Origin of the sequence: Photobacterium sp. GJ3, from assembly GCF_018199995.1 — a bacterium.
GTDB lineage: Bacteria > Pseudomonadota > Gammaproteobacteria > Enterobacterales > Vibrionaceae > Photobacterium.
Genome location: NZ_CP073578.1, coordinates 602709 through 617735, shown reverse-complemented (window position 1 = coordinate 617735; position 15027 = coordinate 602709). Strand labels below are relative to the sequence as shown.

The window sequence follows — 15027 nt, the reverse complement described above, 5'->3', positions numbered from 1 at the left end:
TTCAGAAACGAAATACAAAAATTGCAGCGGTTCAAACCGGCAGTTAAATCCTTGTGGAAAAGCGGTACCCTGCGCCGCGCACAGTCTGCACCATTTTATCGTGACCGCCTGACTCCAACGCTTTGCGCAGTCGGCGGATATGAACGTCAACCGTCCGGTCTTCCACATACACATTGGTGCCCCAGACATTGTTCAGCAGCTGCTCACGGCTGTAAACCCGCTCCTGATGCGTCATAAAGAAATGCAGCATCTTGAACTCTGTTGGTCCCATGTCCAGCGGCTCATCATTCGACGTCACGCGGTGCGACACCGGATCGAGTTTCAGCCCCTGCACGTCAATCACATCATCCAGCGATGTCGGAGATACACGACGCATCACCGCTTTCAAACGTGCCATCAGCTCTTTCGGAGAGAAAGGCTTGGTGATGTAGTCATCCGCACCCACTTCCAGTCCGCGGACTTTATCTTCTTCCTCACCGCGAGCCGTCAGCATCACAACCGGGATGTTCCGGGTGACTTCATCACGCTTGAGGTGCTTGATCAGGTTGATCCCGGAGCCGCCCGGTAACATCCAGTCGAGCAGGATCAGCTCAGGAAAAGGTTCGTTGATCTTTTCCAGTGCTGAATCGTAATCTTCCGCTTCAATGGCCTGATAGCCTTTCTGTTCCAGTACAAAGCACAACATTTCGCGGATTGGTGCTTCATCCTCAACCACAAGAATCCGTTTAACCATAGTTTCGATACCTAAGTCGTAGCTCTCTGTCGGGCGCCATTATCCGAATAAAGTATGACACTTTTGTGACCCGTCGGCGAAAAGCTTAATGGGATTGCTATTAAACTGTCATCTTATGCTGTTCAAGCCTCGTCAACCTGTGACTTTGACCCGGCTTCGGCCGCCGCCCATCGCCTCAACGGCCACCTGAACGCCAATGCGCTCAACCAGTGTCCCAACATGGGATATCACCCCAATCTGACGGCCATCGGCCTGCAATGCATCCAGACAGGCCAGCGCCATCTCCAGACTGTCCGGATCCAGCGTCCCGAAGCCTTCATCAATAAAGAGTGAGCCCAACTGACGGGTATCAGCCGCCAGCGACGCCAGACCCAATGCCAGCGACAGCGACACCAGAAAGCTCTCGCCACCGGACAGGGACTCGACACTGCGTACTTCGTCGCCCATATCATGATCGATCACCTGCAGGGCCAGCGGGCTGCCCGGCACAGGCTGCAGGGCATAACGCGGTGCCAGATCCTGCAAATGTTCGTTTGCCAGCAGCACCAGTTGCTGCAAGGTCAGCCCTTGGGCTAGCTTACGGAATTTATCGCCGGTAGAAGAACCGATCAGCTCACTGATATTCAGCCAGAGCTCGGTTTGCGCCTGCTGCTGCTGTAACTGCGTGGTCAGCGCTCCCGCCTGCTGCTCGGCCTGTTCGGCCTGGGTCCGTTGCTGACGCTTGCTGAAATGCTGCTCCTCCAGCAGATGTTTCTCTTCAAGCCACCGGGCTTGGCAGGCTTCCTGCTGCGCAGCCTCCATCGGGATATCCTGTGCGACGAACCAAGCCGTCGCAGCCACCACCTTCGGCTGATGTTCTTCGAGCGCGTGCTCGCGCTCAGATAATCGGGTCCGGGCATCCGCCTGCGCCTGATCCAGCGCTTGCAAGGCCGCTTTTTCCTGAGCCACCCAGGATTCCTCCCGGCTGAGCAAGGCCACCAGTTCCGCAGCATCCATCCCCAGTTTCTGGTGCCAGTCCTGCCATTGCTGATGCACGCGCTCTGATTCGGCCTGTGCTTCGTTCAACTGCTGCTGAAGGCTGTGCAACGCCGAATGTGCAGCAGCACAGGCTTCACCGGTCTGTCGCTGCTGCTGCTCACTGGTGGTGACTGCCCGTCGGGCATTTTCAATCAGTGCCTGATGCTGCGCCTCTAATGGCGCAAGTGGCTGCTCACCGACCAAGGCCAGTCGCGTCTGCCACAACTGCTGGATGTCATGCGACAAAGCGCTCTGTTTCTGTGCTATCTCCTGATGTTGCTTGTGCAGGTTTTGTCGTTGCGTCTGACTCTGAGCAATACGGGGGGCCAGTTCGTGCAATTGCTTTTCGGTTGTGAGCCGCGCCTGCTGCCATTGCCGGTAATCCGCCACCTGCTGATTCAGTTGCAGCAGATATTGCTCCTCGCCCAACTCCCGAAGCCCTGTCAACCAGACTTCCCCACCGAACGGCAGATTCAGCGCCTCTGCCCTGTGCTTGAGCACCTGCTGCTGTTCCTGCTGCTGCTCATCCAAAGCCGCCAGACGTGCCTGTCTGCCCGCTTCGATCTGATCGAGCTGATGTTTTTGCTCAGACAGCTGTGATGCCGCCTGAACCAGTTGCTGGATCTGCTGCTCCAGTGCCCGGCCTTGCCGGATCTGATCCTGGCTGATTTCATCTTGATGCTGCAGTTGTTTCATCTGCAAATGAAGCTGTTCGGCTTCCTGCTGCCATCCCTGCCATTGCGTCCGCAGTTCTTCCCCGCTGATGTCTGCGGCAAGCGAAATCTCCAGTGACAGCGCCTGCTGACCAATCTGGGTTGCAGCCTTGGCGGACACCACCTGAAGACTGGCCAGCTCATCCTGAATCACGGCCAAACGCTGGGCATGCTGCGGCAGCAACTGTTCAAGATGATGGCGTTCCCCCTCCAGTTGCTGCGCGGTTTTTGCCAGTGCCTGACGACGCTGTTGCTGCTGATCGAGCAGACTTTCCACCACAGGATGCTGGGCTGCGTAAGGATGATCCGCGCCGCCACACAGCGGACAGGGCTCCCCCGGTTTCAGTAAACTGCGATAATCGGTCAATTGCAGTACAGCCCGGTTCTGCTGCAACTGATAATCCGATTCTTCAATGCGGACATGAATCTGAGCCAGTTCCGGGCTCAGCACCTCGAGTCGTTGTTCGGCCGTTTGCCGGGCCTGGCTCAGTTCCTGCAGCTCCTGCGTCAGCCGTCCCTCCCGCTCCAGCAAACTGCTCCATTCCTGCGCCTGCGCCATCAGCTGGCGTAAACCATCCAATCGTTGCTGGCTCAGACGATACGCTTGCTGACTTTGCGCCTGAGCCGCTTCCAGCGCATTGATATCCAGAGCCGCCAATTGCTGTGTCAAAGCCTGCTTCTGAGTCAGCAGGTGTTCGCTTTCCTGATTCAGCGTGCTGCTCTGCTGCTGATAAGTCTGTTGCTCCTGCAATCCGAGCTGACGCTCATGCTTGATCCGGCTCATCGCCCGGTGAGCACTCAGGTATTGCTTCAGATTATCTTGCACCGACGCATGTTGCTCAGCCACGGCGGCCAGCGCCTGATGCTGTTCCAGCCGGACAGCGAGCTGCTGACCTTGCGCTTCAAGCGCTTGCTGTTCCGCCTGCAAACGCTGGCAGTTTTCATTTTCCTGATTTAGTTGCTGCTGCAACGACTGCATTTCCTGCCGGTAAATCTGTTGCTGCTGTTCCAGACCTTCTTTTTTCTGATCCAGCAGATGGGCCTGTTTCAGCTTGGGCTCAAACGTCTGCCAGTCCTGTTGTACCTTCAGCAGCGCCGCTTGCGCCTGTTCAGCCGCGGCATCAGCCTGAATCCGCTGCTGCTGATGACTGTCCAGAGCCAGCTGCGCGGTGACCTGCGATTTTTCCAGCCGTTCTATTTGCAATCTTGACTGATTCAGCAGCATAAAATCTGCCCGTGCGGGCTGGGCTTTTTCCAGCTGCGCCAGATACGCGCTGCGGGGGGCGGCCTGTTCGCACTGCACGTGGGTCTCCGCCAGTGCCTGCTGGCTCTGGGTGACCCGCAGCTGCAAAGCCGCCTGATGCACCATCGCCTGCTGATGTTGCCCGAGTTCAGCCAGCCGCTTCTCGCTGGCCGTCAACTGGGCTTTCAGGACCGCGATCGCTTCATCCAGCGCCTGTTTTTCTGCATCGCTGAGGAGCGCAATATCTCCCAGTTTTTCCTGCAACTGATTCAGTTTCTGTTTTTCTTCTCGGGCTTTTTCAAAGGCCGCAACGGATAAACGGCCATAGATTTCCCCGCCCGTCATCTTTTCGAGCAGGGCAGCCCGGTCATCCGCTCCGGCTTTCAGAAAAGCAGCGAATTCGCCCTGCGGCAGCATCACTGCCCGGCGAAACTGATCGAACGTCAGGCCAATTAACCGCTCAATTTCTGCCTGAACTTCCTGTTTCTTCCCCGCAAAACGCTGCCCCGATTCAAGATTTTCCAGCCACTGCTCCGCAGGCTGAATCCGCCCTTCCGCGTTGCCTCGGGCCCGGCGCACCTGCCAGCGTGCCCGCCACTGCGTGCCGTCATTAGCCTGAAAATCCACCTCAGCAAAAGCTTCTGCCTTGCCCCGGGAAAGGATGCTGCGAACGTCATTGGCTTTGAGGCGGTTGTCATCTTCACCCCGGCCAATCTCTGCATCGTTCTTTTTATTCGATTGCAGACGCGGCATGCGGTCGTACAGCGCCAGACAGACCGCATCCAACAGCGTAGATTTTCCGGCACCGGTTTTTCCGGTAATCGCAAACAGACCGGCTTCCCCCAGCCGCCCGTTGGCAAAATCGATCTCGAACTGTGTTTGCAGGCTGGCGAGATTCTCGCCTCTCAAAACCAGTATTTTCATGATAAGTCAGCCTTAAAATTCGGAGTCCGGGGGTTATACCAATCAAAGTCAGTCAGTGATCAAAAATAGCGCAGGAAAAATGTTTGAGAACAAGGCAGATTTTTTAGATAAGTCCTGATTCTACAATCAAAAAATCTAACGCAGTGATCGAACATTTGAACAAGCTAGGATGACCAGTGATTGACTGCGATTGGTATTATTCATCTTCAACCTGTGTCAGCAACTGTTCAAATGCATCACGCATGGCATCTGAAGGCTGACCGTCATATTTCTGCTGCCAGCTCAGGGCAAACACCTGCTGTGGGCTGACTTCCGACAATCGCTGGTGCGCCAGCGAGGGAGCGTTGTCCTGCTGCTGATAATGCGGAGTGATTTTTGCCAGCCGGACCGCTTTACCTTCCAGCGCCTGCATGACTTTCTCGCGCAGCATCGCCTGCGGCTTTTCGAGCAGCACCGGCACTTCAAGAAACGGCTGAGCTTCCCGGGGATGCTCATCCAGCTCAAGCGATGTCAGGGCTTTCAGCACCGCTTTGAGTGGCTGTGGCTCCGCAGGCACTTTCAGCATCTCGACGGTTCTGGGCACCGGAACAGGCCGAATCTCGGACAGATGTTCGCCGTCAGTTTCCAGTAACACCACCTGATGCTTGTAATGACGCTCTGACATCGACAAAGGCAAAGGCGAGCCGCAATAGCGAATGTGCTCTTGTTTCGCCACCCGCTGTGCGAGGTGCAAATGGCCGAGCGCGGCATAACAGAGTTCTTGCGGGAAAATCGACGCAGGCAGGGCGTGCTGATTGCCGCCCAGCACCCGGCGCTCCGACATCTCAGACAACTGACCCGAAGCCATATAAACATGCCCCATGCCAATCAGTGCCTGACCCGGCTCACGTCGTTGAATCGCAGCCGCTGTCACCTGCTGATACAGAGTTTCCACACCTTTGATCAGGCGATCATCTGTTTCGGTTAAGTCTTCGGTACGCAGGTCGCTGCTCCGCAGAAAAGGCACCGCCAGCACCCAGGCCGCCGTGTTTCCGGCAGCATCGGTCAAGGGCACCAGCAGCCGCTCCATCTCCAGCTGACCCTGGTCATCCCGGCTGATCCCACCCACCAGATGCAAATCAAAGGCTTTCAGCAATTCGTGGGGCGCATCCAGTTTGCTGGGCGAATCATGGTTGCCGCCCGTCATCACGACATTCAGTTTGGGCAGGGTTTTCGCCAGCCGGGCCAGAAACCGGTACAGCATCCGCCAGGCACTGGCGGGCGGGTTGGCGGTGTCAAAAATATCTCCCGCCACCAGCAACGCATCGGCCTGCTCTTGTTCGAGGGTCTCTGCCAGCCAGTCCAGAAACTGCTGGTGTTCGTATTCCCGGGGATAGCCATGCAGCTGATGCCCGAGGTGCCAGTCTGAAGTGTGAAGAATTTTCATGCCGATCCTGTCTGTGCCGCTTGGATGCTCAAATTAATCAGAGGCCGATTGTACCTCAGCCCGTCAGGCACTGAGCACGCAATCGAAAAAAATGCGACAAAATCGTGCGGATTTTGCCGGACTGCGAACCTAGCATCTTGGGGCAGCTTGGGTATAAGATTGTCCCCCAATGCACAAACCTAGGATCTGTCACTACTATGCTGTGGTTTAAAAACCTGCTGACTTATCGCTTCAGCCGCGAAACCGAAATCAATCCGGATCAGCTTGAAAAACAACTGGAAGAGTTCCGCTTCACGCCTTGCGGCAGCCAGGACATTCAGAAATTTGGCTGGGTTTCCGCACTGGGCAGACACGGCGATATGTACACTCATGTGGCCGGTGACAACATTCTGATCTGTGCCCGGAAAGAAGAGAAAATGCTGCCGGCTTCGGTGATCAAAGACTCGCTGAATGCCAAAGTTGAGGCGCAGGAAAAAGAACAGGGCCGTAAGCTGAAGAAAAGCGAAAAAGACACCCTGAAAGATGAAATCGTGATGGATTTACTGCCGCGTGCTTTCAGTCGCCAGAGCCACACCTATGCGCTGATCATGCCCGCTCAGGGACTGTTGCTGGTTGACGCGGGCAGCTTTAAGAAAGCTGAAGATCTGCTGGGTCTGCTGCGCAAAAGTATCGGCAGCCTGCCGGTTGTCCCGGTCACCACAGCGAAACCTGCGGCACAAACGCTGACGGAGTGGGTGCGCTCAGGGGAGTCACCGAACGGCTTTACCGTGGGTGAGGAAGCCGAGCTGAAAGCTGTGCTGGAAGATGGCGGCGTGATTCGCTGCAAGCAGCAGGATCTGAGCAGTGATGAAATCCTGGCACACATTGAAGCCGATAAAGTCGTGACTAAACTCGCAATCAACTGGCAGGACCGTCTGGATTTCGTGCTGGGGGATGATTTGTCGCTCAAACGTCTGAAATTCTCGGATGAACTGAGAGAACAAAACGACGATATTGACCGTGAAGATATGGCACAGCGTCTGGATGCGGATCTGTCGCTGATGTGCGGTGAACTGTCTGCGATTTTGCCGAATCTGTTTGAGGAAATGGGCGGGCTGGAAGAGCGCGTCTGATCGTTCAGACAACCGGATTCGCGGAACACACCTCCCCCTGTTCAGGGGAGGTCATTCAGATTAATCCAAATGTCGTGGCATGACGGTAAAACGGCCAACATCGACGGCGACCACTTCCACTTCCTGCCCTTTTTCGACCACATCTCCCTGATAATCATGACTCAGCACCAGCGTCCAGCTGATGCCTGAATATTTCACAGTACCCTGCTGTTCATGACTCAAAGGGGCATCCAGCCTGAACTTCAGACCAATGAAATCGCTGCTGGTATTTTGCGTCGGCCGCTGTGCTCGCTGCGAACGTTTCATCGGCTTCCACAGCAGGAACGTCAGCAACCCGGCACCAATCCCGCTGACGCTGGCCAGTGCTGTCAGGGTTTCCGGAACCACGCCAACCAGCGCCAGAGTACCGGTCAGCACCGCTGACACCCCCAGCGCCAGCAATACGATGGTCGATAACCCCAGCATCCACACTTCCACTGCCAGCAGGATCAGCCCGACGACAATGGTGAATTGCGCAGGACTGAGGCCAAACAGGTCATTGATCATGAATGCTCCTCAACTGGCGACTGCGGCTGACCGCCTTGCTGTCGATTCAGCTGATGAATGATGGTCATGGCTTCTGCCACCACATTGGTTGCAGAGGCATTGCTATCTGGTAGCAGAACCACAGAAGATTCTTTCGCAATCGCAGCTTTGGCCTGAATGGCTTTGTCTGCCAGATCCAACTGAATCGCTTTCTGGCCTTCTGCAGTCACTGCCACCCGGCCCACAATGGACAAGGCATCCGCTTCAGCTTTTGAAACCGCCAGAATCGCCTGCGCTTCACCTTCAGCTTTCAATACCTGCTCAGCTTTTTCTGCCTCGGCCGCCAGGACGCGAGCCTGCTTCATCCCTTCTGCGATGTTGATTTCACTCTGGCGTTTCCCTTCAGATTCCAGAATGACCGCACGCTTTTCCCGCTCCGCTTTCATCTGACGCTCCATGGCATCCAGTACAGAGCGCGGTGGCTCGATATCTTTAATTTCATAACGCAGCACCTGAACACCCCATGGCATTGCCGCATCATTGATGGCAGAGACAATTGCCGTGTTCAGGTTTTCACGTTCTTCAAAGGTTTTGTCCAGATCCATCTTACCGACTTCACTCCGCATCGTGGTCTGTGCCAGCTGAGTGACCGAGAAAATGTAATCATCGACGCCATAACTGGTTTTGTACGGGTCAATCACCTTGAGATACAGCACGCCATCCACAACCAGTGAAATGTTATCTTTGGTAATAGCAGACTGACTCGGAACATCATAAGCCTGCTCTTTCAGGGTTTGCGAATACGCGACACGGTCGATCAGTGGCACCAGAAAATTCAGACCCGCTTCCATGGTCTTTTGATATTTGCCAAAACGCTCCACCACAATTGCCGTATTTTGTGGCACAAACTTGATCGCCGAACGAAGAATAATAATGATCAGAATCGCCAGAACGACCCAGACACTGAACACAGACGAGATTAAATATACAAAATCCATTCTTGATTTCCAATGATATGCAATAGGTTAAACAGTAAGAAAATAAACCGGTTTCGCTCATATTCATATAGACGACCAAAAGATTATGGTACTTAGTTCACATCACGATTTCTTCTGAATGCAAAAATGGGCCAATAATACCCTTAAAAAATCTCAGGCTATTTGCCAGCGCATGCGCTTCGCAGTAAAATCCGGGCCTCTATTTTTCCGTCTCCCATGACTTCACAGCACAGTGAACAGGAGTACGGCCTGATCTGACATCAGACGTTGACCCAAAAGGGGAATCCCGAGTTATGTTTAAACCTGAATTGTTATCGCCTGCCGGCAGCCTCAAAAATATGCGATATGCGTTCGCTTACGGTGCCGACGCCGTTTACGCGGGCCAGCCCCGCTACAGCCTGCGTGTCCGCAACAACGAGTTCAACCATGAGAACCTGAAGATTGGCATTGATGAAGCCCATGCGCAGGGGAAGAAGTTCTATGTGGTGTGTAACATTCAGCCCCATAACTCGAAACTGAAAACCTTTATCCGCGATCTGACTCCGATTATCGACATGGGCCCGGATGCACTGATCATGTCCGATCCTGGCCTGATCATGATGGTTCGGGAGAGCTTTCCGGACATGGCGATCCATCTTTCCGTTCAAGCGAATGCTGTGAACTGGGCCACGGTCAAGTTCTGGGAAACCCAGGGGATCGAGCGGGTGATCCTGTCGCGTGAGCTGTCCCTGGAAGAGATAGAAGAGATCCGCGAAAAATGCCCGAATACCGAGCTGGAAATTTTCGTCCATGGTGCGCTGTGCATGGCCTATTCCGGTCGCTGCCTGCTGTCCGGTTACATGAACAAACGCGATCCGAATCAGGGCACCTGTACCAATGCCTGCCGCTGGGAATACAAAGCCGAAACGGCCACAGAGAATGACGCGGGTCAGATTGTGGAAGTTCAGGAAGCCAGCGCGGCGGTTCAGATGCAGGAAGTTGCGCCAACGCTGGGCGAAGGGAAACCCACGGATCAGGTGATGCTACTGAGCGAAAGTCACCGTCCGGATGAGAAAATGGCCGCATTCGAAGATGAACACGGCACTTATATCATGAACTCAAAGGATCTGCGTGCTGTTCAGCATGTTGATCGCCTGAGCAAAATGGGCGTTCACTCCCTGAAAATTGAAGGCCGGACCAAGTCTTTCTATTACTGCGCCCGGACGGCACAGGTATACCGAAAAGCCATTGATGATGCGGCTGACGGAAAGCCATTCGATGAAAGCCTGATGTCCACGCTCGAAAGCCTGGCACACCGCGGCTACACCGAAGGATTCCTGCGCCGTCATACCCATGATGCTTATCAGAATTATGACTACGGTTATTCGATTTCCGACAGCCAGCAGTTTGTCGGTGAGTTCACCGGCAAACGCCGAGGTGAACTGGCAGAAGTCGAAGTCCGCAACAAGTTCTTAGTGGGCGACAGTCTGGAGCTGATGACACCGAACGGGAATGTGATTTTCAAACTGGACCACATGGAAAACCGTAAGTCAGAGTCCATTGACGATGCCAAAGGCAGCGGCCATTTCGTCTTTATTCCGGTTCCTGAAGCGCTGGATCTGTCCTTCGCGTTGCTGATGCGTCAACTGAATGACGGCGCCACAACCCGAAACCCAACCGCGGCTTAATCCAGATCAGACCACCGTATTGCTGCAGTGATGCAATACGGTGGCTGATTAACCCTTCACCGTGACATTCGGGATATCCGAGCACTTGATCGGAATCGTGTACCGCACACCCTGTTGCATCATTTCCTGCTGACAGACTGGTTCAGTCGTGATTTCAGTCCAACCCCACCCCAGTAAGATGGAGACGACGATTAAGGCTATGGGGTCTAATCTCACCTTCATTAACCACTTCCCCCGTAAAATTCAGGAACCACACAGCACCCGGCATTTCAGGCGCCCACTTCAATGTTGATGCCAGCTCACCAGGATCGGTTGATCCGATTGACGACAAACAGCCCGGCATCTGCATTGCTTGAACACATATGATGTGCGGCTATGAGGGAAATAACGTTAAATCAACGGGACACCTGAGTTTCCTGACACGATCAGGGCTATATTCCCCGTTTTATTTGGCGTTCACGACTTCTGTGCTAGACTTTGCGGCGCTGTATCTCCTTTCATTTTTTGGGGGCATATCACAAAGTGCACCGATCACTTGCCCTCTTCCTAACGCATTGAATTTACGCGGAAGTAACACGATGGCCTTACTCATTACCGACAAATGCATCAACTGTGACATGTGTGATCCTGAATGTCCGAACGATGCGATCAGCATGGGCGATGATATCTATGAGATCGACCCGGCACGCTGCACAGAGTGCAAAGGTCATTATGAGAAGCCAACCTGCCAGTCGGTTTGTCCGATCACCAACTGCATCATCCTCGATCCCGACCATGTCGAAACCGAGGAAGCATTACTGGAAAAATTCGTTGTCCTGCAAGGCCTGGCTTAAACGCAGACTTACTGCGCCCGTTGCGAGGATTTGAGTGTCGGCTCACCGGCAGCGTAATGATCCTGGCCCTGCGTCTCAGCCGGGCCATTCAGCATCGCCATACACCCCGGGTGCTGCACCGGGATCAACGGTGGCCGTTTTTTAGCAGGCTTCGCAGCCGCGACTTTTCGTTCTGATGCGGGTTTCGGCTTCCAGGACGCCAGTTCCGCGCCACAGCCATCCCCCGTCGGAGGTGGCCGCTGTTCTTTGCAATCCCGGTTACCCTGCGGGCAATGCAGCCGGACATGGAAATGATAATAATGTCCCCACCAGGGACGTACTTTTCTCAGCCAGTCTCTGTCGGTCCATTGCACGGCACAAAGTTGCTCCTTGATCACCGGATGCACAAAAATCCGGGCCACACGATCATCTGCAGCCGCCAGTTGGATCAGATTCGCCTGATTTTCAGACCAGTTCTCGGAAAGAATCCGGTAAGCTTTCAGATCCACCATAGGCAGGGGTTGAAGCGACGACAGTTCTTCTTCTGTCGCCGGCTGCGCCAGCGTTGTCAGCCAGATATCGGCATCCAGACCGGTCTGGTGGCTGGCATGCCCCGAACGGAACCGCCCGCCTCTGGGCATAGCAATATCGCTGACCAGTAAGTTCCCCAGCTTGAGCTTATGCGCTTTGCCCGACAATTCTTCCAGAAACGCAATCATGCTCTCGTGACCATAATATCGGCCCCGCTCAGCGCGTACCCGCTGATATCCCTCTCCCTGTGCCGGCAACACAGAAGCCCCCGCCAGACAGCCATTACTGTAACTGCCAATCGCCTGAGGCTGCGCTGTGGTTGGATTTTTAAACTTTTCCCAGGGGGTCGCCCCGGCAGAGAGCGGCATCAAGGTTGTCAGGCAAAAGAACGCCAGCCATCGTGACGGTTTGCCGAATGGATGGCAATGCCGACGCAGACTGTCCGAAGCCCATTGCAAGACGGCATACTGCTTCATGAGATAAAACACCGGATGTCACCCTGTGATAAATTTGCGATATTCATCACACAAGTTTATACCATCCGGATCATTTTACTGTGGAAATCATTGAACCTGATTCGCTGAGCCAGTCAGAGAGTCGTCAGCACATTCCTCTTACCAATTGCCAGAACATCCTCACCCCGGCACGAGAAACGGACAAGTACAGCATTCGAAGACAAGTGCACCTCAGTGCTGTACGGTTTTTCCGGCAAAAGGATCGCAACAACCCAAAAGCAAATAACTCATTGATTTATAGAAGGTGTACAGCATGTACAGCTTTTTGACTATTGGAACCCCAAAGCTCAAAAAGCTGATCATTGTGAAACTTTATTCAGCAAGTCCCCAAATCAAGACAAGGTCTTCACGCCGGGCAAACCGATCAAAGTGAGATTTCACAATTTCTTTCACCACGACCAGGGCATCGTCAGTATCTGCCCGACACGCAATCGTCAGCGAAGATGGGGTCGCGTTAAATTCACATGTGCCCATATCAAAAAAAACCTGCCCCTGTGTATCGTTCCATTCTGCATCCACCTTATGATTGAAGTGTTTGCACAGGTGACGCAGATACTTACTGCCGTCCGGTGTCTTCAGGGTTGTTGTTTCAATCCGTTGCATGATGGTCTCCCAACCATTCTAAATTCAGAGGGCACTAATATCAGAAATGAGAAGTATTATCATGGTGATTCATTCCGGTTTGAGAGCCCGGCGAGGGAATCAGGAAAGTAGTGTTCCGTATGTATTTCAATATGATGCCCTTGTTGCCATCGGTCCTGCCACACGACAGAAACGCCGATTCGGTAAAGTCCGTTTCTTCCCGGCTTCGGCTGAATCCCATGTGTAATTTCAATCTCAGTGCCCCGGATGTGCAACGCCTCACGGCTGCCGGAGATCGATTCTGGCTGACGAGCCAACAAACGCTCCAGCCTTGATTCTGCAAGCGTTACCGCGGACAGCGTGACCCATGCATTGTCAGCCTGAAGATTCAGATAAGCCTGAAGCTTCATGAGCCCGGCTAACCCTACACTGACCAGCACCATCGCCACCAGCACTTCCAGCAATCCACCGCCCTGCTGATGATTTGGATTACGCCGGAAAATCATGCCAGCTCCCCGCCTGCCATTTCAGAACAACGCTATCCCCGTCGCTCACAGGCATTTCCGCCGTAAACCGCTGACAATCCCCGGGTCTCCCGTTCTGACAAAGCCATAAAAATGCCTGATAACCCAGCCGGACGCGGGCTTTTCCGGCAACCTTGGCTTCTGCCGTGATCTGATAACCGCCTTCACCCAGTGCACGGACCCAGACTTTACGCTGTCTGTTTTCTGCACCCAGCTGACAGCTGGCCACTTGTTGGGGCTGATGACTGACAGATTTCGTTTCTGGAAACCGGGTCTGAATTGTTTCATGAAGCCATTCGAAGCCACATGCCAACCCACCTTCAGCCAGCCAGTGCGCCTGCCGGGATAACACTGTATTTTGTGCCCGCTTCACCTGATAAAGCGTTGTACTGTACCGGCTCATCACAAACATCATCGCGACAGTCAGCACGAGCCCGGTCATCAGTAAGGTCGCGACGCCGTATTGATATTTCACGGGTTGCTTTTGCCGCCGGGTACTGGCGACACCCGAGCATTTCTGCCAACCCCTCATGAATTACGAACCCGCAGCGTCATGCGCTCCCGGTGAGTCACCGAGCCATCCTGCGCAGTCACAGCCAGACTCAGCGTCAGGTGCTGAACACCTCGTCCATCGCGTTCAATCCATTCAGACCTCACCTGCCAGTCCGTCACCCGCATCCAGCGGGAATCCAGTAAAGATTGCCCACCCTGACAAGCCATTTCCGGCACAGGAAAACTGACCGTTGTCGAGCGGAGCCTCAGCACATCGTCATCCCGGTAATAGGCTTTGGTCACCCGCGTGTCTGCCAACTCATAGTGCAGCACGACGCAATCCCCGGCAGACACATACACCACGGGTTCCTGTGACCTATGAGCCGCCCGTTGCGCCGAATCGCTCCGGTAACCTGCCCGGCGAATATCACCCGACAGCATCCGCCAGATATCCTGAACATCCTGCGCCAGAACCAATGCGCGCGTCTGACTGAGTGCAGCCTGCTTGCCGGCCACCAGCAGGTGGATCAGCAGCGACAACACCATCAGGCTCAGCGCACTGGCAACCGTCATTTCCATCAAACTGAAACCGGCCTCTGCCCGGCCTGAACGTGGCGCGCTAACAGGCTGCATAATCAGCGAATGTCCGGGAAGCACAGACATAAATCCGCCCGGTCACATTACTGAAAGTGATCCGGACAACTTCGTCTTGACCCGACTGACGAACATACAAGCTTCCGGCAGCATGCGGGCGGCCCGTCAGGGAATCGAGCGGCACCACCGCCTCTGAAAAGCTCCGGCTGAGTTGTAGTGCCGGATACCCTTCCCCAGACAGTGTTTTGAGCAGATTTTGTTGCGTGGCTGAATTCACGGCGATCTGCCAGTTGGCTTTGGTTTCTCGCCCGACGGACGCCACATGAGGGACACCACGCATCACCAGTTGAACGGGCTCTCCCCGCATCACAGATTCTGATTTTGCCTGCACCAGCAACCACTCCAGTTCGGTCACTAGCCGCTGAAGCCGCTGCTGAGCCAGCATGGCTGAAAATGAAGGCACAACCGACATCGCGAGGAGCATCATCAGTGTCAGCACCAGACTCAGCTCAAGCAGCGTCACCCCTCGCTGACTCGCAGATCGCTGCAAAAACACACCGCGCAGCCCAGCCATTTTTTGTGTCGTTTCCCATTCTGCCAAAAGTGCTTCTCCTGCCAT

General features: G+C 54.4%; 14 protein-coding genes. 3 read left to right on the top strand and 11 right to left on the bottom strand.

Annotated features, from left to right (window positions below):
* Nucleotides 1-43: 43 nt before the first annotated feature.
* The 3 genes from phoB to KDD30_RS02800 form a co-directional block, all read right to left on the bottom strand.
* The gene (gene phoB / locus KDD30_RS02810; RefSeq protein WP_211647296.1) at nucleotides 44-733 is read right to left on the bottom strand and encodes a phosphate regulon transcriptional regulator PhoB; all 690 of its coding nucleotides are present in this window, start codon (nucleotides 731-733) and stop codon (nucleotides 44-46) included.
* A gap of 132 nt (nucleotides 734-865) precedes the next feature.
* The gene (locus KDD30_RS02805) at nucleotides 866-4630 is read right to left on the bottom strand and encodes an AAA family ATPase (RefSeq protein WP_211647295.1); all 3765 of its coding nucleotides are present in this window, start codon (nucleotides 4628-4630) and stop codon (nucleotides 866-868) included.
* Nucleotides 4631-4826: 196 nt separating this feature from the next.
* Entirely contained in the window at nucleotides 4827-6056 is a 1230-nt protein-coding gene (locus tag KDD30_RS02800; protein WP_211647294.1) for an exonuclease SbcCD subunit D C-terminal domain-containing protein, read from the bottom strand.
* Nucleotides 6057-6256: 200 nt separating this feature from the next.
* Between KDD30_RS02800 and rdgC the strand changes: the two genes are divergently transcribed.
* Nucleotides 6257-7168, top strand: a complete 912-nt coding sequence (rdgC, locus tag KDD30_RS02795) for a recombination-associated protein RdgC (protein WP_211649473.1) — start codon at nucleotides 6257-6259, stop codon at nucleotides 7166-7168.
* Between the two features lie 60 nt (nucleotides 7169-7228).
* Here rdgC and KDD30_RS02790 read toward each other — a convergent pair whose 3' ends face one another.
* Both KDD30_RS02790 and KDD30_RS02785 read right to left on the bottom strand, forming a co-directional pair.
* Nucleotides 7229-7714: an NfeD family protein gene (locus KDD30_RS02790; protein WP_211647293.1), complete on the bottom strand. Its 486-nt coding sequence runs from the start codon at nucleotides 7712-7714 to the stop codon at nucleotides 7229-7231.
* Entirely contained in the window at nucleotides 7711-8691 is a 981-nt protein-coding gene (locus KDD30_RS02785) for an SPFH domain-containing protein (protein ID WP_211647292.1), read from the bottom strand. Before KDD30_RS02785 ends, KDD30_RS02790 begins: the two co-directional genes overlap by 4 nt.
* A gap of 293 nt (nucleotides 8692-8984) precedes the next feature.
* Here KDD30_RS02785 and yegQ point away from each other — a divergent pair, with 293 nt between their 5' ends.
* Together yegQ and KDD30_RS02775 are read left to right on the top strand one after the other, a co-directional pair.
* Nucleotides 8985-10358: a tRNA 5-hydroxyuridine modification protein YegQ gene (gene yegQ, locus KDD30_RS02780; RefSeq protein ID WP_211647291.1), complete on the top strand. Its 1374-nt coding sequence runs from the start codon at nucleotides 8985-8987 to the stop codon at nucleotides 10356-10358.
* Nucleotides 10359-10936: 578 nt separating this feature from the next.
* Nucleotides 10937-11191 carry a YfhL family 4Fe-4S dicluster ferredoxin gene (locus KDD30_RS02775; protein WP_211647290.1) on the top strand — a complete coding sequence of 85 codons (255 nt, stop codon included), beginning with the start codon at nucleotides 10937-10939 and terminating at the stop codon, nucleotides 11189-11191.
* A gap of 8 nt (nucleotides 11192-11199) precedes the next feature.
* On the opposite strand, the gene mepA is transcribed toward KDD30_RS02775, so the two are convergent.
* The 6 genes from mepA to KDD30_RS02745 form a co-directional block, all read right to left on the bottom strand.
* Nucleotides 11200-12069: a penicillin-insensitive murein endopeptidase gene (gene mepA / locus KDD30_RS02770; protein ID WP_211649471.1), complete on the bottom strand. Its 870-nt coding sequence runs from the start codon at nucleotides 12067-12069 to the stop codon at nucleotides 11200-11202.
* Between the two features lie 459 nt (nucleotides 12070-12528).
* Nucleotides 12529-12819 carry a DUF2218 domain-containing protein gene (locus KDD30_RS02765; RefSeq protein WP_211647289.1) on the bottom strand — a complete coding sequence of 97 codons (291 nt, stop codon included), beginning with the start codon at nucleotides 12817-12819 and terminating at the stop codon, nucleotides 12529-12531.
* 59 nt (nucleotides 12820-12878) lie between these two features.
* Complete coding sequence (locus tag KDD30_RS02760; RefSeq protein WP_211647288.1) at nucleotides 12879-13304, bottom strand: prepilin-type N-terminal cleavage/methylation domain-containing protein; 426 nt, start codon at nucleotides 13302-13304, stop codon at nucleotides 12879-12881.
* On the bottom strand, nucleotides 13288-13854 hold the full coding sequence (locus KDD30_RS02755) for a hypothetical protein (RefSeq protein WP_211647287.1): 567 nt from the start codon (nucleotides 13852-13854) through the stop codon (nucleotides 13288-13290). The genes KDD30_RS02760 and KDD30_RS02755 overlap by 17 nt, the downstream gene beginning before the upstream one ends.
* Nucleotides 13851-14447, bottom strand: a complete 597-nt coding sequence (locus tag KDD30_RS02750; protein ID WP_211647286.1) for a PilW family protein — start codon at nucleotides 14445-14447, stop codon at nucleotides 13851-13853. The genes KDD30_RS02755 and KDD30_RS02750 overlap by 4 nt, the downstream gene beginning before the upstream one ends.
* A complete protein-coding gene (locus tag KDD30_RS02745) occupies nucleotides 14434-15027 on the bottom strand; it encodes a Tfp pilus assembly protein FimT/FimU (protein WP_211647285.1) in 594 nt (197 codons plus the stop codon). Before KDD30_RS02745 ends, KDD30_RS02750 begins: the two co-directional genes overlap by 14 nt.